Origin of the sequence: Gracilibacillus suaedae (assembly GCF_017599345.1) — a bacterium.
GTDB classification, from domain to species: domain Bacteria; phylum Bacillota; class Bacilli; order Bacillales; family Amphibacillaceae; genus Gracilibacillus; species Gracilibacillus suaedae.
This window is the reverse complement of record NZ_JAGFVL010000035.1, coordinates 180,899-199,863: the sequence shown is the minus strand read 5'-3', so window position 1 is coordinate 199,863 and position 18,965 is coordinate 180,899. Positions and strand designations below refer to the sequence as shown.

General features: G+C 36.8%; 18 protein-coding genes. 14 read left to right on the top strand and 4 right to left on the bottom strand.

From position 1 onward, the window contains the following. Positions 1-253: 253 nt before the first annotated feature. From cobA to J5J03_RS10750, 3 genes are read left to right on the top strand one after another with little or no spacing between them, the layout of a single operon-like run. Positions 254-1,036, top strand: coding sequence for a uroporphyrinogen-III C-methyltransferase (cobA, locus tag J5J03_RS10760; protein ID WP_208589467.1), 783 nt, complete (start codon positions 254-256; stop codon positions 1,034-1,036). 12 nt (positions 1,037-1,048) lie between these two features. Then, a complete protein-coding gene (locus tag J5J03_RS10755; RefSeq protein WP_208589466.1) occupies positions 1,049-1,816 on the top strand; it encodes a sirohydrochlorin chelatase in 768 nt (255 codons plus the stop codon). Continuing rightward, complete coding sequence (locus tag J5J03_RS10750; protein WP_208589464.1) at positions 1,788-2,834, top strand: anthranilate phosphoribosyltransferase; 1,047 nt, start codon at positions 1,788-1,790, stop codon at positions 2,832-2,834. The genes J5J03_RS10755 and J5J03_RS10750 overlap by 29 nt, the downstream gene beginning before the upstream one ends. On the opposite strand, the gene J5J03_RS10745 is transcribed toward J5J03_RS10750, so the two are convergent. Continuing rightward, positions 2,831-3,454 (bottom strand): precorrin-2 dehydrogenase/sirohydrochlorin ferrochelatase family protein, encoded by a 624-nt coding sequence (locus tag J5J03_RS10745; RefSeq protein ID WP_208589463.1) that lies wholly within the window; start codon positions 3,452-3,454, stop codon positions 2,831-2,833. The genes J5J03_RS10750 and J5J03_RS10745 overlap by 4 nt on opposite strands. Before the next feature lie 186 nt (positions 3,455-3,640). On the opposite strand from J5J03_RS10745, the gene J5J03_RS10740 reads away from it, so the two are divergent. The 7 genes from J5J03_RS10740 to J5J03_RS10710 all read left to right on the top strand — a co-directional run bounded on the left by J5J03_RS10740 (position 3,641) and on the right by J5J03_RS10710 (position 10,465). After that, entirely contained in the window at positions 3,641-4,249 is a 609-nt protein-coding gene (locus J5J03_RS10740) for an alpha/beta hydrolase (protein WP_208589462.1), read from the top strand. Positions 4,250-5,012: 763 nt separating this feature from the next. Beyond that, positions 5,013-5,420, top strand: a complete 408-nt coding sequence (locus J5J03_RS10735) for a GntR family transcriptional regulator (protein WP_208589461.1) — start codon at positions 5,013-5,015, stop codon at positions 5,418-5,420. After that, on the top strand, positions 5,395-6,294 hold the full coding sequence (locus J5J03_RS10730) for an ABC transporter ATP-binding protein (protein ID WP_208589460.1): 900 nt from the start codon (positions 5,395-5,397) through the stop codon (positions 6,292-6,294). The genes J5J03_RS10735 and J5J03_RS10730 overlap by 26 nt, the downstream gene beginning before the upstream one ends. After that, positions 6,269-8,272, top strand: a complete 2,004-nt coding sequence (locus J5J03_RS10725; protein WP_208589459.1) for an ABC-2 transporter permease — start codon at positions 6,269-6,271, stop codon at positions 8,270-8,272. Before J5J03_RS10730 ends, J5J03_RS10725 begins: the two co-directional genes overlap by 26 nt. Positions 8,273-8,286: 14 nt before the next feature. Beyond that, positions 8,287-8,823, top strand: a complete 537-nt coding sequence (locus J5J03_RS10720) for an RNA polymerase sigma factor (protein WP_208589458.1) — start codon at positions 8,287-8,289, stop codon at positions 8,821-8,823. 72 nt (positions 8,824-8,895) lie between these two features. Next, positions 8,896-9,153 carry a hypothetical protein gene (locus J5J03_RS10715; RefSeq protein WP_208589456.1) on the top strand — a complete coding sequence of 86 codons (258 nt, stop codon included), beginning with the start codon at positions 8,896-8,898 and terminating at the stop codon, positions 9,151-9,153. A 268-nt stretch (positions 9,154-9,421) separates the two neighbouring features. After that, positions 9,422-10,465 (top strand): lactonase family protein, encoded by a 1,044-nt coding sequence (locus tag J5J03_RS10710; RefSeq protein WP_208589454.1) that lies wholly within the window; start codon positions 9,422-9,424, stop codon positions 10,463-10,465. Between the two features lie 44 nt (positions 10,466-10,509). Here J5J03_RS10710 and J5J03_RS10705 read toward each other — a convergent pair whose 3' ends face one another. The 3 genes from J5J03_RS10705 to htpG all read right to left on the bottom strand — a co-directional run bounded on the left by J5J03_RS10705 (position 10,510) and on the right by htpG (position 14,955). Continuing rightward, entirely contained in the window at positions 10,510-10,686 is a 177-nt protein-coding gene (locus J5J03_RS10705; RefSeq protein ID WP_018934035.1) for a hypothetical protein, read from the bottom strand. Positions 10,687-10,706: 20 nt separating this feature from the next. Continuing rightward, positions 10,707-12,644, bottom strand: coding sequence for an aconitate hydratase (locus tag J5J03_RS10700; protein WP_208589452.1), 1,938 nt, complete (start codon positions 12,642-12,644; stop codon positions 10,707-10,709). A 430-nt stretch (positions 12,645-13,074) separates the two neighbouring features. Beyond that, on the bottom strand, positions 13,075-14,955 hold the full coding sequence (htpG, locus tag J5J03_RS10695; RefSeq protein WP_208589450.1) for a molecular chaperone HtpG: 1,881 nt from the start codon (positions 14,953-14,955) through the stop codon (positions 13,075-13,077). A 228-nt stretch (positions 14,956-15,183) separates the two neighbouring features. On the opposite strand from htpG, the gene J5J03_RS10690 reads away from it, so the two are divergent. From J5J03_RS10690 to deoB, 4 genes are all read left to right on the top strand, one after another. Beyond that, a complete protein-coding gene (locus J5J03_RS10690; RefSeq protein ID WP_208589448.1) occupies positions 15,184-15,909 on the top strand; it encodes a GntR family transcriptional regulator in 726 nt (241 codons plus the stop codon). A 289-nt stretch (positions 15,910-16,198) separates the two neighbouring features. Continuing rightward, positions 16,199-17,500 carry a pyrimidine-nucleoside phosphorylase gene (locus J5J03_RS10685; RefSeq protein WP_208589447.1) on the top strand — a complete coding sequence of 434 codons (1,302 nt, stop codon included), beginning with the start codon at positions 16,199-16,201 and terminating at the stop codon, positions 17,498-17,500. Between the two features lie 90 nt (positions 17,501-17,590). Then, entirely contained in the window at positions 17,591-17,755 is a 165-nt protein-coding gene (locus J5J03_RS10680) for a XapX domain-containing protein (protein WP_208589445.1), read from the top strand. A gap of 17 nt (positions 17,756-17,772) precedes the next feature. Next, a complete protein-coding gene (gene deoB / locus J5J03_RS10675) occupies positions 17,773-18,951 on the top strand; it encodes a phosphopentomutase (protein ID WP_208589443.1) in 1,179 nt (392 codons plus the stop codon). Positions 18,952-18,965 lie beyond the last annotated feature (14 nt).

Genomic DNA, 18,965 nt, shown 5'->3' with positions numbered 1-18,965 from the left:
TGAAGATCCACTTTTTCGAGCGGTTTTTGCTCGAAAAAGTTAGCTGAAGGGCAAACCCCACGGAAAGGGAAGTGGGCAGCCGGAGTGGCGGTTATCATCACGATACATGTCAAAATTACTTCATAAGTGACTGTACATCTAGTTTCGAACAAACAGTATTTTCATTACTTCGCAGTATGTATCCACTAACGAATTTGTTTACAAGAGATTATAAGCTACAAGTTTAGTAATCATGAAAACGGAGGGAATAAATATGGGGAAGGTTTATTTGATTGGGGCAGGTCCTGGTGATCCGGACTTGGTTACGGTTAAAGCTTTAAAAGCCATTCAGCAAGCAGACGTTATTTTATATGACCGTCTAGTTAATCAGGAACTACTAAATGAAGCAAAACCAGAAGCGGACCTTATATACTGTGGGAAATTACCAAAATTACATTTAATGAAGCAAGAAACAATTAATCATTTGCTCGTCAAATATGGCAAAAAGAAGAAATTTGTAGTACGCTTAAAGGGAGGAGATCCCTTTGTATTTGGTCGTGGTGCAGAAGAAGCAGAAGCATTGGCGAAAAATGGAGTAGCCTATGAAGTTGTGCCAGGCATTACTTCAGGCATTGCAGCACCAGCATATGCAGATATCCCGATTACACACCGTGAGTTAGGTCGATCTTTTGCAGTAGTAACAGGTCACTGTAAGAACGGGGAACCTTCAGATATTCAATGGGAGTATTTAGCTAAATCAGTCGATACGTTAGCTATTTATATGGGTATGAGTAATTTACCTTTTATTACAGAACAATTAATCAAGTGTGGAAAATCAAGCCAAACGCCAATTGCAATCATTCAGGAAGGAACGACAACCAACCAAAAAGTCGTAACAGGAACATTACAGAATATTGTCCATCTTGTAGAACAACATCAGGTGAAAAATCCAGCAATGATTGTCATTGGGGAAGTAGTGAAAGTTGGCGAAAAACTACAATATTTAAAAGATAGATTTCAAGATCAAGAGACTATTGCTGCTTTAAAAGCATTTTAGGAGTGAGAAACAATGGAAGCTGTCATTTATATTTGTCATGGAAGCAGGCTACAAGAAGCAAAACAAGAATCTTTCGCATTAATCGATAAAGTCAAAAAGAATATTTCGGTCGCGATCCAAGAGACTTGTTTTTTAGAATTACAAGAACCTGATTTAGCCGAAACAGTTCATAAGGTAGTCAATCAAGGAGCGACGAAGGTTGTTATTATCCCGATTCTTTTATTGACAGCTGGCCATGCCAAAAAAGACATTCCAGACATGATTGAGAACGAGAAGCGTAACTATCCGGAAGTGAAATTTGTTTATGGTCGAGCTATCGAAGTAGAACCGAAAATGGTAGATATTTTAGTAGATCGAATGAAAGCTTGTACCGATAACCTAAAAGAAATGGATGTATTACTTGTCGGTCGAGGAAGCAGTGATGTATCGGCAGTAAAGGATACCGAACGAATTGTCAGTATGCTAAGGACACATTTTCCTCAAAATCAAATAGATAAATGCTTTTTAGCTGCAAGTCAACCAAAGTTTGAGCCATTCTTATTAGAAAAGGTGGAGCAAGGTAAATCAGTTCTTGTACTGCCATATCTTCTTTTTACTGGTTTATTAGATAAGGGAATAAAGAAGTATATCGATTCATTAGATGTAAAGGAAGGGCAAAAGATATTGCTGGCTGATTATTTGGGACACCATCCCAATGTTGTCGAAGTATTGGCCGAAAGAGTGGCTGAAGCAAGAGAAGGAGCGGACGGGTATGCAACAATGGCTGAAAGAAGTAGCTAGAGGAAAAAAAGGATCAAAGGATCTAGATTATCAACAAACATTGCAAGTTGCAGAAAGTATTGTATCTGGTGAAGCAACCACTGCCCAAATTGCAGCATATTTAGTTGCAGAACGAATAAAAACCGAAACACATGAAGAGTTATTGGCATTTATTCATACATTACAACAACATACAAAAAGGTTACATTTACCTGCTGATATCAGAGAAAAAGCAATCGATTTTGCTGGACCTTATAATGGTCGGAATTCTTTTGCAGCAACCATACCTGTATCATTATTGTTGGCAGATTATGGTGTGCCGGTATTTCTATCAGCTAGTGATACATTGCCACCAAAGTATGGGACATCCTTAAAAACCATCTTTTCAGAATTAGGCGTTGCAGTAGATAGTGATCGTGATGAAACGGAAAAGAAGATGAAGAAAATCAATATAGCTTTCGCGGATACAGAACAATACAGTCCGTCGCTCGCTAAATTACGATCCATTCGTAAAGAGATTGGAGTTCGCACATTATTTAATACAGTAGAAAAGCTTATCAATATTTCTCAAGCGCAAAATGTAATGTTAGGTGCCTTTCATCGGACGGCAATTAACAAGTTAGAAGGCGTCTTTAAACATTTGGATTATCAACATGTATATATTGTCCAAGGCTTGGAAGGATCTGAAGACGTACCTGTTCATCGTAATAGTTTTGTGTTTGATTGGACACCAGATGGGCTGAATTCTTTTATCGTCAAACCGAAAGATTACGGATTAGAATATAAAGAATTTGATAAAACAGTCAAACTGTCTGCTAAGGAACAAGCAGGTATTATTCATGCTATTTTTTCCAATGATAAAAAACAAGAACACAGATATTACTATCAGCAAATATTATTAAATGCAGGCTTGCGTTATTATTTGTTTAACGTTACTGGTTCCATTGAAGAGGGTATTGAGATAGCCGAAGAGCAAATAAAATCAGGCAGAGCCATGCAGAAGTTAAAAGAATTACAAAAAAACAAATGTGAAGCTTAATCTCCTTTCACATTTGTTTTTTTTACTTTTTCGATCCAAGTTTGTTGTTCTTTTCGTGAATAGATCGGTTTTTCTACAATTTCATGCAATAGTTTTTGGTGAACGGAAGAAGAGATGTTTAATTGCTTCAGAAGCTGTCTTGCTTCAAATAAAAAGTCAATATATTGCTCGTAATGATCTGGTATTTCTGCTTCGATTGATTTTTTTAATCTTTTGGCTAAGATCGGACTAGCTCCACTAGTCGAAATGGCAATTTGTAATTTTCCTTTTTGAATGGTAATGGGAAAGTGAATATTGCCTGCTTCAGCTTGATGGGTAGCGTTTATCCAAGCAGAAGAGGGAGCGTTTTGTATGACATATTGATTTATCACGTCATCGTTAGTTGCAATTACAATAAGATCTGCTTGTTTAAAATGATCTAGTTCACATTTTGTCTGGAGCAGATGAATGTTGTGTAAATCGATAAGTTGATATAGAGATTTGGTCAATGTTGGACTAACAAGTGTAATATTTTCTTTAAATGGAAGCAGTCTTCTTAATCGTCTTTCTGCTACATTTCCACCACCGATAATCACAATTTGCTTATTTTGCAGGTTTATAAAAAAAGGTAAATATTCCATGTGGTTACCACTCCTATACTTAGTCACTACGTTACCGGCCCATTAAAGGAAGTCTCACTACATTGTAGTATCTAAAAAGGTGTCAAGGCAAGCTAATTGACAGAAGATTGTGTAATTTTTTAAACTAAAGATAGCTTGATTATCTGAACGTATTTTGAAGTTGAGATATTCGGAAAGGATGTTAACATGAAACATATTTTTAAAAAAGGTAAAAGTTTACAAGGGCCGACACTTTTACTGCTTCATGGTACTGGTGGGACGGAGAATGATTTGTTGCCATTAGCGAATATTATTGATGCTGATGCAAATATTTTAAGTGTGCGTGGAAGTGTCTCTGAAAATGGTATGCCACGCTTTTTTAAACGATTAGCTGAAGGAGTATTTGATGAAGAAGATCTAGTGTTGCGAACAAAAGAGTTGCATGAATTTTTGGATGAGGCATCTGAAGAATATGGGTTCGATCGTAATTACGTAATTGCAGTTGGCTATTCTAATGGGGCTAATATTGCTGGCAGTTTATTATTCCACTACCAAGATGCATTGAGTGCTGCAGTTCTGCATCATCCAATGGTGCCTAGACGAGGTATTGAACTACCTGATTTGGCAAGTGTAAAAGTATTAATAACGGCAGGTCGAAATGATCCATTATGTACAGAACAAGAATCACTTGAGCTAGAGGAAATTTTGAAAGAAAATGGAGCAGATGTAGAGGTTCATTGGGAGAACAATGGACATCAGCTAACCCAAACAGAAGCTGAAGCTGCAAAAGAGTGGTATCATCATAAAAATATTTAACCGTGAAGCTATGTATCTTTTTTACAAGGTGCATAGCTTTTTTGTATGGAAAAAAGTATTAAATCAGCGCAATGACCGTGTTAAACGAAGTAGTTATTTTGACATGTTTGATGTCTATTTGCAAAGCTCCCACTAATTACTTCGCTTTCACCCAAAGGGCATAAGTCAACATCTGCTAAAAGCAAGCTTTTCGCAGTGTATCCTATACGGCGGGCACAGCCTCAACTAACTTTGCAAAGTGGATTTTCAACTCGTGCTATTCCCGCAGGAGTCTCCGCTATGAGGAAGTGCAACCATTCTTGTCAGAAGTAATAGGTTGACTTTTTACAATGGACAAAGTGAAAATTGCTATTTGTAATGATAAAAGCAACCGTATTACTTCATGCTAGCGTTGTAGAGCAGATCTTAGCGTAGGCCGTCCACTTTCACTCCTGTGGGAATAGTTTGGCTCGAAAAAGTTAGCTGAAGGACAAACCCCACGGAAAGGGAAGTGGTCAGTCGGAGCGGTGGTTAAGCTGTTTAAGTATTTCATAATGGATGCTAGAGAAATGGTAAATCTTTAGCTTTTAGTCATAAGGACGGAGCGTTTTTTCTCAGTTTTTCTTATTCTGTGACCGAAAAAGGTGGTTCTTCGTTAAGTGCTCTCAAGGACAAAAATTTCTTCTTGCATTTTCTAAAGTAAGGTATATAATATAACTGTACTAAATATATTAATACAGTTAATACAATTAATACAGTTCACACAGTGGAAAGGGAGGGTGTTATGTTTGAGTTGGATTTGCGTAGTCGAAAGCCGATTTATGAGCAGTTAGTAGATCGCTTGAAGCAGTTAATCATTAATAATGTCTTAGATAAAGATGAGAAGTTACCCTCTGTTCGTGTGCTCGCTCAGCAACTGTCGATCAACCCTAATACCATTCAAAAGGCATATCGTGAATTAGAGGCACAAGGCTATATATATTCGGTGAAAGGGAAGGGAAGCTTCGTGAATCATATCATGATGACAGATAATTCAGCTGAAATAAAAAAAGTAAAAGAGCAATTAAAAAAACAAATAGCAGAGGCGCTTTTTTTAGGAGTAACAATAGAAGAGTTAGAGAAATTGATTACAGAAGTGGAGCAATCGGTAACAAGGGGGGATCAAGATGATTCAAGTCCAGAACGTCATTAAAAAATTCGAAAAGGACTATGTATTGAATGATGTAAGTCTAAAAATCCAAAGAGGGTCTATCTATGGTTTGCTCGGGTCCAACGGTGCTGGTAAAACGACCTTATTAAAGACAATTGCAGGTATTATCAAGCAAAATGAAGGTGCTGTAGAACTGGAAAGGAAGCCGGTATATGAAAATGTAGGACTAAAAGAGCGAATGGTGTTCATTCCCGATACTTTGTTCTTTTTTTCCCATTATACCGTAACACAAATGGCTAACTTTTATATGGGTGTCTATCCTAATTGGAACCCAAAACGGTTTGATCAAATGCAACAGGCACTTGATTTAGATCCTAATCGCAAAATTCAACGTTTTTCAAAAGGGATGCAACGGCAGGTAGCATTTTGGCTCGCATTATGTGTAATGCCCGATTACTTAATTCTTGATGAGCCTTTTGATGGCTTAGATCCAGTTATACGTCGAAAAATTAAGTCCTGGATTATTCAAGATGTTGCCGAACGGGAAATGACCGTAATGGTTTCTTCTCATAATTTAAGCGAAGTAGAAGATATTTGTGATGCTATCGGCATTATTCATCGTGGAAAATTGCTATTAGAAAAAGACTTAGATGAACTTAAATCCGATATTCATAAAGTACAAATTGCTTTCAAGGAAGAAATGAATCCGACACTTTTTGATGAGTTAGACGTCCTTCATCAAGAAAAACGTGGAAGTGTTTATATCTGTATTATCCGTGGTGATGATCAGCTAGTAGAAGAAATAATCGAACAGTATAATCCAGTTGTGTTTGATATTTTACCATTAACGTTGGAGGAAATTTTTATTTACGAAATGGAGGGTGTAGGATATGCCATCGAAAACATCTTACTTTAAAAGAGAATTATGGAAGCAAGCTTTCCGTTCTTTCGGTTGGGTAGGTATTGGTTATTTTCTAGCCCTTCTATTCTTATTACCTCTACAAATTATAATGGTCAAGACAAAAAATGATCCGGATGACATCAACTATTATCGAGAGCATGTAGACAGCTTCTTTGGTATCAATGGTGACATACAAGGCATGCTGTTTCTTATTATTCCGGTTTTAGCAGCTGTTTTTACATGTCGCTACATGCATGTGAAAGGTTCAGCAGATTTTATGCATAGTTTACCGCTAAGACGTTCTCAGCTTTTTACTCACCAATTTTTAATAGGTTACATGATGATTCTGATTCCAGTATGTATCACAGTTTGTATTCTCTTTGTTATGTCGGGAGTGATGGATGTTGAGTTTATTTATCAAAACAAGGACATCCTAAATTGGTTTTACGAAACACTAACATTTACGACTTTCGTATATACAATTGCTTACTGTGTTGGTACATTAACAGGTATGTCGGTAGTTCAAGGTGGTTTAAGCCTTATATTCATTATTTTCCCTGCTGGAATCTCCGTCTTAATTAACGAAAATTTAAATATGCTATTAGAAGGTTTTAGTGTTCATCATTCAAGTTTCTTTTCCTATTCCAGCAATTTAACACCAATATGGTGGTTTATGGAATTGTCTAATAAAAGCAACTTGGAAATGGCTAATTGGTTATATGGGATATATTGGTTACTTTCCATCGCCTTTATTGGTATATCCTTGATTTTATATCGTATTCGTCCAATAGAATCTGCCAACCAAACGATTGCCTTTCCTTTACTTAAGCCAATTTTTAAATTCGGTGTAACGTTTTGTTTTATGTTACTCGGTGGTGGTTATTTTGGTGCAGCACAAGGACAGTCGGAAGGTTGGATAATGTTTGGTTATATCTGTGGTGCTTTGTTTGGCTATTTGCTAGCAAAAATGCTAATCCAAAAAACTTGGCGTGTATTTGACCAATGGAAAGGCTTTATGATTTATATAGGAATATCTATCGTGGTGATATTATCTATTATGTTTGATTGGTATGGGTTTGAGACAAATGTTCCTGATGAAGGAGAAGTGGAAGGAATTTATTTTGTTGATCAAAGTACATTCAATAATTGGTACAGTGGTAGCGAAGACCAAGAATTAGAACAATCGAATATTACCAATCCAGAATTAATAGAGAAGATCATTAATCTACATGACTATATTATAGCAAATGATCATATCGGACAGCCCCAAGGTGTTACTTACACGGAGAAGTCAACCGATATAGATATTATTTATCATTTGGAAAATGGCAGTAGGCTGGCAAGGGAATATTTTATTCCATCTATTGATGAAGTCGAGCAATATGTAAGGCCGATTTTAGAGTCGAAAGCATACAAACAATCCAGTTTAAATTGGTTGTATGACAACAACATTCGTATTAGCTCTGTTGCAGTTTCTGGCTATGATTATAGGCAGCGAGTAACAGATCAGCAAACCATTAACAAAATTAGTAATGCTTTAAAACAAGATTATCTGGATACTTCTTATGAAGAAATGATGCAAGGCAGCTATGGAGAAAGAAAGTCACTGGACTTTGAACTGAAATCAGAACAGGAACACTTCCGTCAATTACCAATATTAGATAGTTACTCAAAGGTATTGGAAGTTTTGGACCAAGAAGAATTAGATCGAGGTCTGACCCTTCATTCGACTGATGTTTCCATGATTGCCATCACTAATTCAACACAAAATGAGGAAATGTTTTATGAACTACCTCACAGGGAAGATATCGATCTTAACGAATGGATGCTTGTCGAAGATAGTGAGCAAATAGAGGAATTAATTAGTCTAGATAAAGAGGCTAGCGGTACGTGGGAGCTCGCTTTCTACGGACCATATGAAAATGATTTTATAGATAGTTATAAAGTTCAGGAAGACCAGCTTCCAAGTTATGTAAAGGAATATTTTGAATAGGGGAGGTGTAATCCATGTTCGGAAACGATTTTTATCAATCATTAGTAGATAATTATCAGACAATGATGCACTATACTGCATTAAAAATAGTAAAAGATCCGCAAATTGCAGAAGACGTTGTGCAAGAATCCTGGCTGAAGATAATGAAACAACAGGAGGCAATGGAAGCTATTGATAAATGGGGAGCATGGTTACGAACAGTCACCACAAGAACCGCTATCGATATGTTAAGGAAGGAAAAGCGGCGTCACACATGCTTATTCGACAATCCATACTTGATAGAAGAATTGACTATCTGTTCTACAAATGAAGTTGATGACCGGATCAATTGGCAATCCACAGTGGAAGAATTGGAGCAATGTATTGCTAAAAGCAAGAAGTTGAAGCGTGTTTTTCAGTTAAAATTCAAATTAGAATTAGATGATGAGCAGATAGCAAGAACGTTAAATATTACCCATTCAGCGGTTAAAACTCGGATATTTAGAACAAGACAATTACTGAAAAAGCATTATCAAGTCAATGATGATTACATGTTAGAACCAGGAGCTTAAATGTTTCTGGTTTTTTCTTTAGCTAAATAGGTTTATAATAGTGGTAGTATTGTTAATCAAAGGATGAATTACATGAGTTATATTATATATGTTGTCTTACCTTGGATATTTTTATGCTTATTTGTCATTGGCGCAATGTACAGCTTATGGAAAAAACTTGCCTATTGGTGGGGATTTGTAAGTTGTGCGATAGGCGTAATCATTTATTTAATTGGAAATGAAGTAGTAGGTGGCTATAATGGTATGAGCCTCAGTTTAATCGGTGCATTACCATTTACAATTGGTCTGTTTATTTTGTTCTTTCTTTTCGTTGGAAGCAAATTCCAGTAAAATCTACCATAATCTCGATTAGAATTAACTAAACAGCAAAGAATATAAGTGTACCCAATTGAATGGAGGGATACACATGAGAAGAAGAAACAGAATGTTACCAATGCTTGCTTCTATTGGTATAGGTGCATATGCATATTATCAAATGCGCAGAAACAGAACGATTTAACGCTTTGGAAAACTTGGCAATTGCCAAGTTTTCTTTCATCTTTGATGTTTGGTATAATAAAAAGAGTGAAAATTATGCTGAAAAGAAAGGGTTTTGGATATGGGGAAACAATACATAGGTTATATAGGTTCGTATACGAAAAAGGAAAGCCAAGGTGTTTATCGTTTTACCTTGGATACAGAAGAGAAACAAATCACGAATGTAGAAGTTGTGGCTAATCTTGATAATCCCACCTACTTAACTGTAAGCAGCAATAATCAATATGTATATGCAGTTTCAAAAGAAGGAGACCAAGGTGGCGTTACTGCTTTTACAGTTACGGATGAAACAGGAACATTAGACAAAATAAACAGTCAAGTAACAGATGGCTCAGCTCCTTGTCATGTCAGTGTAGACAGTGAGAATCAGCTAGTTGTATCAGCTAACTATCATACGAAGCAAGTAGAGGCATTTTCAACTAATGAAGATGGATCATTAAAACCACCAAAAGCTGTTGAACATGAAGGGAACGGTCCGCATGAGCGCCAGGAAAAACCTCACCTTCATTTTGCAGGTTATACACCAGACGAACAATATGTAGTTGTGGTGGACTTAGGCAGTGATACCATCACAACCTATCGTCCAATTAAAGACGTTTTACAGGAAGTAAGTGTATTAACTGTAAAACCTGGAAGTGGTCCACGTCATATTGCATTTCATCCTAATGCTTCCTATGCTTATGTGATGACAGAACTTAGTAATGAAGTGATCGTACTTAAATATCATGAAAAAGAAGGAACGTTTGAAGAAGTCCAATATATTACTACCCTTCCAGAGGACTTTACCGAAAATAGTCAAGGAAGCGCAATTCATCTTTCTTCAGATGGAAAGTTTGTTTATGCTGGAAATAGGGGACACAACTCGATTGCGACCTATCGCATAAAAGAGGATTATACGGTAGAGTTTATGGAATGGACGCACACAGAAGGGGATTGGCCTCGTGATTTTGTATTAGATCCTACTGAACAATTTATCGTAGCAGCTAATCAAGAATCAGGCACACTGGTTTTATTCGAACGAGATCCTGAAAAAGGAACACTCACCATGTTACAAAAAGACATACAAGCTCCAGAAGCTGTCTGCATAAAATTTTTAAATTACTAATGGAAAAAAGGCCACCTAACAAAGTGGCCTTTTTTCTATGTTATTCATTCAAGCGTCCTGTTATTGAGATCTACATCTATTAATTCCATATTTTCCTTTGATTCATAACGTGATATAAAGCCATCCCCGTGGCATATCGAGCAAGTATAACGCCACTCTTCATCATCCATCAATAACCCTGTACCTTCACAAGCTTTACATTTCATATGTTGCGAACCCATTGTTATACTTCCTTTCTGTATTATTTTTGTTTTTGCTTAATCCAGTTGATAATACCGCCTTGTAAAATAATATCGATATGACGTTTTGTTAAGTCATGTCGTACAGGAATTGTATGACCTTTTCCTTTCACTTTAATGTCAAATGTGTCAGTAACCTGGATAGTTTCATGTATATCTCGGAATTCCAAAATGTCGTTCTGTGCCAGATATTCATAGTCCATTTCATTTACAAAAGTTAATGGAAGAATACCGAAGTTAATTAGGTTTTGTAAGTGAATACGAGCAAAATCTTTTACAAGTACGACTTTTAACCCTAAATACCTTGGTGCCAATGCCGCATGTTCACGGCTTGAACCTTGACCATAATTGACCCCCGCGACAAGTGCATGCCCACCAATATCCCGTTTTTTCATTGCATTATCATAATAGTCATCATCAACGATTTCAAAGGCGAATGTACTTATTTTTTGAATATTACTACGATACGGTAATACTCTGGATCCACCAGCTAAGATTTCGTCAGTGGAAATATTGTCACTCATTTTTAGCAATATGGGTAAATCGAAATTGTTTTTTATCGGTTCAAAATCTGGGATCGTTGTAATATTTGGTCCTTTCTCTAACTCCACATCTGCGTTGTTCTCAGGAGGGGCTTCCAGCATTCCCTCGGTGGTGAATTTATTCGGTTCTTGAACTTTCGGGTATCTCATATCCAATGTTCTTGGATCGGTGATTTTACCTTTCAGAGCTGAAGCAGCTGCTGTTTCAGGACTACATAGGAACACACTGTCCTCTCTAGTACCAGATCTGCCTGGGAAGTTCCTAGGTGTAGTTCGTAAACTATTTCTTCCGGTAGCGGGCGCTTGTCCCATTCCAATACAACCATTACACCCTGCTTGGTGCATTCGCGCACCGGCAGAAAGAAGGTTAGCAATATGCCCGTTTTCCACTAACTGCTCTAATAATTGACGTGATGTAGGGTTAATATCAAAGGAAATACCAGCTGCTATTTGTTTACCTTTTACAATTTCACTAGCAATGGCAAAATCACGATAGCCTGGATTGGCGGATGAACCGATATAGGATTGGTAGATCGTTTCACCTGCTACTTCTACGACTGGTACGACATTACCGGGACTTGATGGTTTCGCTATTAATGGTTCCAATTCAGACAAATCAATACTGTCTTCTTCATCATAATGAGCACCACGATCAGCTGTAAGTTCCATCCAATCATTTTCCCGGCCCTGTTGTCTTAAAAAGTTTTTGATTTCATTATCTGACGGAAAGACGGTAGCTGTTGCTCCAAGCTCTGCTCCCATATTGGCAATAACATGTCGATCCATAGCCGATAAAGTTTTTACACCAGGACCATAATACTCAATGATTTTGCCAACGCCACCTTTAACACCGTGACGACGTAACATTTCTAAAATAACATCTTTCGCACTAACCCAATGTGGTAGTTTACCGGTTAATTTTACACCCATTACCTTTGGCATTTTCACGTAATAGGGTTCTCCAGCCATTGCCATGGCAACATCAATACCACCTGCGCCAATGGCAAGCATACCCATACAACCATTCGCACAAGTATGACTATCAGACCCTAGTAATGTTTTTCCTGGCTTGGCAAGTTGTTGCATATGGACAGGATGACTGACTCCATTACCCGGTCTGCTATAGTAAATACCGAATTTACGTGCTGCACTTCGTAAGAATAGATGGTCGTCTGCATTACGGAAATCCTCCTGAATTAAATTATGGTCCACGTATTGTGCAGAGGCTTCTGTTTTGACACGATCGATCCCCATTGCTTCCAGTTCAAGCATTACCATTGTTCCTGTAGCATCTTGTGTTAACGTTTGGTCAATTTTTAGACCAATTTCTTTTCCTGGTTGCATTTCCCCGGAGATCAGATGCTCACTAATTAATTTTTGAGCGACATTTTGTTTCATCTTTTTTCCCTCCTTAGCTTTTTATCCGACATATTTAGAATGTACTTTACAGTTAATATTACACATTTTAGTCGTTTATAAACTTTCCACGACAAAAATCAAAAGGAATAAGTTCCCTTCTGATCATTAAATTAAAAGGAGGTATTTTTTTAACAAGAAAGTATAAATTTAGTGTACTAGCGTTGTAGAGCATGATAATAGCGAAGGCCGCCCACTTTCACTTCTGTGGGAAGTGGGTAGCCGAAGTGGCGGTTAAGCTGTTCAAGTATTTCATAATGGATGCTAGAGAAATGGTAAATCTTTTGCTTTTAGTCATAAGGACGGAGCGTTTTGCACAGTTTTCCCTAGTGCCTGATAAATGGGAAGTGCTCAAAATCTGATTGAAAGTGCCCGAAAAAAGCGTCGCAGTTTGAGAACTGCGACGCTTTTGTTAAACCATTACTTTACACATATCATTTGTTAATGCTACTGGGTCTTCGATAGGGAGGCCTTCGATAAGTAATGCTTGGTTGTATAGGATATTAGTATACAGTTTGACTTTTTCTTTATCTGACTCATGTGCCCGAACTAATGCTTGGAAAATCTCATGTTTATTATTAATTTCCAACACTTTAGTTGCTTCAATGTTCTGGTTATCAGGCATTTGTTTTAAGACTTTTTCCATCTCGATCGAAACATCGCCTTCAGCTGATAAGCAGACAGGATGTGTTTTTAGACGAGTGGAAAGCTTAACATCTTTCACTTTATTACCAAGAATTTCTTTCATTTCCTCTAATAAACGTTTATGTTCTTCTTTTTGTTTTTCCGCTTCTTTTTTCGTTTCTTCATCTTCTAAATCTAAGTCACCGCTTGATACATTTTTGAATTCTTTGTCATCATAGTTCATTAACATCTTAATAGCAAATTCATCGACTTCATCTGTGAAGTAAAGAATTTCATAGCCTTTATCTTTAACCATTTCTGTTTGTGGTAATTTTTCAATGCGGTCATGTGAAGCACCTGTTGCATAATAAATATGTTCTTGGTCATCTGGCATACGTTCCACATATTCTTTTAGAGTCACAAGTTTTTGCTCACTGGACGAGTAGAACAATAATAAGTCTTTTAATTTATCTTTATTGGCACCGAAGTCGGCATAGACACCATATTTAATTTGACGACCAAATGCATCATAAAATTTCTCATATTTTTCGCGATCATTTTTCAGCATGCTTTGTAAATGGTTCTTGATTTTCTTCTCAATATTTTTGGCGATTAATTTGACTTGACGGTCTTGTTGTAATATCTCTCGAGAAATATTTAAGGAGAGATCTTCTGAATCAACAATTCCCCGTACGAAACTAAAGTGATCTGGTAAAAGATCAGCACATTTTTCCATAATTAAGACTCCGTTAGAATATAGTTCCAACCCTTTCTCGAAATCCTGAGAGTAATAGTTAAACGGTAATTGCTCAGGAATGTAAAGAATAGATTGAAATCTCACCATACCATCTACACTGATATGCTGGTGGCTTAATGGCTTATCAAATCCGAAATGTTTCTCTTGATAGAAGCTTTCGTAATCTTCATCACTTAACTCTTGTTTGTTTTTACGCCAGATTGGTACCATGCTGTTGATCGTTTGATCTTCGATTATATCTTCTAGTTCGTCTTCATTATCCTCTTTCGGTTTCTGTTCGATCACTTCCATTTTAATAGGATAGCGAATAAAATCAGAGTATTTTTTGATAATTGATTTTAATTTGTATTCTTCAAGGAATTCATCATAGTTTTCTTCTTCTGCATTTTCTTTTAGTTGGATAATTATTTCCGTTCCAACACCCTGTTTATCATAAGGTTCGATTGTATAACCTTCTTCACCATCAGATTCCCATTTATAGCCTTCATCACTATGAAGTGCACGAGTATAAACGGTTACTTTGTCCGCAACCATGAAAGAAGAGTAGAACCCTACCCCGAATTGACCAATAATTTCTTGGCCATCTTTCATTTCGACTTCATTTTTGAAAGCAAGAGAACCACTTTTGGCAATCGTACCTAAATTATCTTCCAATTCTTCCTTTGTCATCCCGATACCAGTATCTTTAACAGTTAATGTACGATTATCTTTATTCGGTTCAATTCGAATAAAGTAATCATCTTTATTGAAAGAGATACTATCATCTGTTAAAGCTTTATAGTAGATTTTATCAATTGCATCACTAGCGTTTGAAATAAGTTCACGTAAAAAGATCTCCTTTTGTGAATAGATGGAATGTACCATCATTTCAAGCAATCGCTTTGATTCAGCCTGGAATTGCTTTTGTTCCATTGTAATTCTCCTCCTTATATTACTTGTTTTATGTATTTTTAGCACTCTTGTTTGGTGAGTGCTAACACATAATAATTATCACAAAACCCTTACAGTGTCAAGCGCAAAAGCCGTTTGACTTCTTGGTTACAATCACTTATTTTAAAAAAGAAGCAGTATTTTTTGGTTTATTTATGATAAGATGTTCTTATGAGAAAATTTGTTCGGTTTATGAAGGGGGAAGTCAGCATGGCCTTTGATTACCAAACGCCACGTTATGTGCACGTAATAGAACAAATCAAAAACAAAATAAATGATGGAGAACTAGAACCGGGTGAGCGATTGCCATCCGAGATGGAATTTGCCAAACAGTTAAATGTATCACGAAATACATTAAGAGAAGCACTACGTATATTAGAAGAAGAAAATATTATTATTCGTAAACATGGAATAGGAACATTTGTTAATAAAAAACCTTCTTTTTCTGGCGGGATTGAGGAATTATTCAGTATTACTGATTTTATCAAAAGAGAGGGTAAAGAACCTGGAACCAATTTGCTTTTTCAGGGGATTGTTGATGCTGTTAGTGAAGATAAACAAGAATTAGACTTAATAGATAATGATCGAGTTTACCTTGTTAAACGTGTGAGGACAGCAGATGGTGAACCATTGGTCTATTGTATTGACAAGGTGCCGGTTTCTTTAATTGGAGAGGACTATTATTTCGGCGAAGAATCGATGTTATATTCTTTCCAAGAGAAAAAGGGAATTACGATCAGTTATGCAAAGGCGGATATTAAAACGATAGGCTATCATCAGGAGATATCCGAGGTATTAGAATCTGATCCAGATCAGCCACTATTAATTTTAAAACAAACGCATTATGACACTGATGATCAACCGATCTTATATTCACTAAACTTTTTTCGGGCTGATCAGGTAAGTTTTAGTGTCATTCGAAAACGAATATTTTAAGAAAAGCCATCTGATAAGGATGGTTTTTATGGTTGAACAAAAAAATATTGACTTGTTGGACGTCTTACCTATATAATGAAACCGAATCCAATATATAAGGGTTCTTTTAACAGACAATAGGTCGTTGGACGTCCTATCAATTTCGGGAAATACGTACATATACAAGTTCCTGTAACAATTCGATGAGGCAAAAGTAGGGTTATGTTAACAAGTTTTTCGGGTATAATAAGGTATTCATAACCCCGACTGATGAAAGTCTAATTTTATTTCAGAAAGGTGAGTCAGTACAATGAGAATGGTCGATTTAATTGCTAAAAAACGTGATGGTCAAAGGTTATCGAAAGATGAAATCGATTTTATGATTGATGGTTATACAAAAGAACAGATACCTGATTACCAAATGTCTGCAATGGCAATGGCTCTTTATTTTCAGGATATGACAACAGAAGAGCGAGTAAATCTTACTATGGCGATGGTAGAATCCGGCGATCAAGTTGATTTGTCAGATATACAAGGTATTAAAGTAGATAAACACTCAACTGGAGGGGTAGGTGATACTACTACACTTATATTGGCTCCTTTAGTTGCTTCTGTAGGAGTTCCTGTAGCAAAAATGTCAGGAAGAGGACTCGGTCATACTGGTGGGACCATTGACAAATTAGAGTCAATCGAAGGGTTTCAAGTAGAATTAACGGCTCAAAAATTTAATCAACTCGTTAATCAGCAAAAAGTAGCTGTTGTTGGACAAAGTGGAAATCTAACTCCAGCAGATAAGAAGCTTTATGGTTTACGTGACGTCACGGCTACCGTGAATTCGATCCCATTAATTGCTAGCTCAATTATGAGTAAGAAAATTGCTTCTGGCACAGATGCAATTGTGTTGGATGTCAAAACTGGATCAGGCGCATTTATGAAGAACTTGGATGATGCAAAAGATTTAGCAAAAGCGATGGTTGATATTGGAAATGGAGCAGGTCGTGAAACAATCGCAGTTATTTCAGATATGAACCAACCATTAGGTTTTGCTGTAGGAAATGCACTCGAGATAAAAGAGGCAATAGATACGTTACAAGGAAAGGGACCAAAAGACTTATATGAATTATGTTTAACACTAGGTAGCCAAATGGTATATTTAGCGAGACAAGCAGATTCTATTGAAGAAGCAAGACATAAACTAGAAGATGCTATAGCCTCAGGCAAAGCATTGGAGAAATTTAAAACATTCGTGTCATCACAAGATGGTGATGCATCAGTTGTAGATGATCCAAGTAAATTACCACAAGCAAAATATGTTATAGATGTGAAAGCTACACATGCCGGTTTTATAAATGAAATAGTAGCTGATGAAATCGGTATTGCAGCAAGTATGCTAGGTGCTGGGCGTTTAACCAAAGATTCAGAAATTGATTTGGCTGTTGGGATAGTGTTACAGAAAAAAATTGGTGATCAAGTATCAGAAGGGGAGACACTGGTTAAAGTATATAGTAATCAGGAAAACATCAAAGAAGTAGAAGAAAAAATCATCGAAGCTTATACGATCAAAGCTGAAAACACACCAAACCATCCATTAATATACGATATTATTCACTAATAATACTGAAACCTTTTACATAAAGTAAAAGGTTTCAGCTAGAGAGGTTGGACATCCTACATCAAAGTAGATAAAATAGGAGTGAACAGCATGAAAGAGATTGTCCTGAGCTTACTTGCTGGAATCATTATCGGCATCTTATTTAAATTCATGAAATTACCTCTGCCGGCTCCCCCTGTACTAGCGGGTGTAGTAGGTATATTTGGTGTTTATTTTGGTGGACAGATCGCCGAATGGATGAAGTCATTTTTTTAAAGAAAGGAAGAATACTATTGAAATCATTTAAACGTGTATTTTTAATTGTATTAGATTCTGTGGGGATTGGTGAAGCCCCTGATGCAGCACAGTTCAATGACAAAGGTGCAGATACATTAGGCCATATTGCCGAGCATATGAATGGCTTACATATGCCTAATATCGGTAAATTAGGTTTAAGTAATATTAGAGAAATTAAAGGAATCGAAAAAGCAGAGCAGCCAAAAGCACATTACACGAAAATGCAAGAAGCATCAAACGGGAAAGATACGATGACAGGACATTGGGAAATTATGGGCTTGCATATTGACCAGCCGTTTCAAACATTTCCTGATGGATTTCCTGATGATTTAGTACAACAATTAGAAGAGAAAACAGGACGAAAAATTATTGGCAATAAACCAGCTTCCGGTACTGCCATTATCGAAGAGCTAGGTGAGGAACATATGAAAACAGGAGCTCTGATTGTGTATACATCAGCTGATTCTGTATTACAAATTGCAGCGCATGAAGATATTATTCCGATTGAGGAACAATATCGAATCTGTGAAATTGCCCGTGATTTAACGAAAAATGAAACATATATGGTAGGACGCGTCATTGCTCGTCCTTTTGTAGGCGAGCCAGGTGCTTTTGAGCGTACATCTAATCGTCATGATTATGCCCTAAAGCCTTTTGGCAGAACTGTAATGAATGACTTAGCAGACGCTGACTATGACGTGCTTGCCTTAGGGAAAATATCTGATATCTATGATGGTGAAGGGGTAACAGAAGCAATTCGTACAAAGGATAATGCTGATGGTATGGAGAAATTCATTCAGTCAATGGATAAACACTTTCACGGATTGAATTTCCTCAACCTAGTTGATTTCGATGCAAAATATGGACACCGTCGTGACCCTCAAGGATACGGAGAAGCTTTGGAAGCATTTGATCAACGTTTACCAGAAATGCTTGAAAAATTGCAAGATGACGATCTTTTCATTATTACAGCGGATCATGGTAATGATCCTATCCATCATGGAACAGATCATACGAGAGAGTATGTCCCGCTTTTAGTTCGTCATAATCAAATTACAAATGGTAAACAATTAGAAATAAGAGAAACATTTGCTGATATTGGTGCTACCATTGCAGACAATTTTGGTGTAACATTGCCAGTAAACGGGAAAAGTTTTCTGAAAGAGATTGAGTAATAGGAGGCGGTTTG

Coding starts and splice junctions, on each gene's coding strand:
- cobA (WP_208589467.1), top strand. CDS start 254: ATGGGGAAGGTTTATTTGATTGGGGCAGGTCCTGGTGATCCGGACTTG.
- J5J03_RS10755 (WP_208589466.1), top strand. CDS start 1,049: ATGGAAGCTGTCATTTATATTTGTCATGGAAGCAGGCTACAAGAAGCA.
- J5J03_RS10750 (WP_208589464.1), top strand. CDS start 1,788: ATGCAACAATGGCTGAAAGAAGTAGCTAGAGGAAAAAAAGGATCAAAG.
- J5J03_RS10745 (WP_208589463.1), bottom strand. CDS start 3,454: ATGGAATATTTACCTTTTTTTATAAACCTGCAAAATAAGCAAATTGTG.
- J5J03_RS10740 (WP_208589462.1), top strand. CDS start 3,641: ATGAAACATATTTTTAAAAAAGGTAAAAGTTTACAAGGGCCGACACTT.
- J5J03_RS10735 (WP_208589461.1), top strand. CDS start 5,013: ATGTTTGAGTTGGATTTGCGTAGTCGAAAGCCGATTTATGAGCAGTTA.
- J5J03_RS10730 (WP_208589460.1), top strand. CDS start 5,395: ATGATTCAAGTCCAGAACGTCATTAAAAAATTCGAAAAGGACTATGTA.
- J5J03_RS10725 (WP_208589459.1), top strand. CDS start 6,269: ATGCCATCGAAAACATCTTACTTTAAAAGAGAATTATGGAAGCAAGCT.
- J5J03_RS10720 (WP_208589458.1), top strand. CDS start 8,287: ATGTTCGGAAACGATTTTTATCAATCATTAGTAGATAATTATCAGACA.
- J5J03_RS10715 (WP_208589456.1), top strand. CDS start 8,896: ATGAGTTATATTATATATGTTGTCTTACCTTGGATATTTTTATGCTTA.
- J5J03_RS10710 (WP_208589454.1), top strand. CDS start 9,422: ATGGGGAAACAATACATAGGTTATATAGGTTCGTATACGAAAAAGGAA.
- J5J03_RS10705 (WP_018934035.1), bottom strand. CDS start 10,686: ATGGGTTCGCAACATATGAAATGTAAAGCTTGTGAAGGTACAGGGTTA.
- J5J03_RS10700 (WP_208589452.1), bottom strand. CDS start 12,644: ATGAAACAAAATGTCGCTCAAAAATTAATTAGTGAGCATCTGATCTCC.
- htpG (WP_208589450.1), bottom strand. CDS start 14,955: ATGGAACAAAAGCAATTCCAGGCTGAATCAAAGCGATTGCTTGAAATG.
- J5J03_RS10690 (WP_208589448.1), top strand. CDS start 15,184: ATGGCCTTTGATTACCAAACGCCACGTTATGTGCACGTAATAGAACAA.
- J5J03_RS10685 (WP_208589447.1), top strand. CDS start 16,199: ATGAGAATGGTCGATTTAATTGCTAAAAAACGTGATGGTCAAAGGTTA.
- J5J03_RS10680 (WP_208589445.1), top strand. CDS start 17,591: ATGAAAGAGATTGTCCTGAGCTTACTTGCTGGAATCATTATCGGCATC.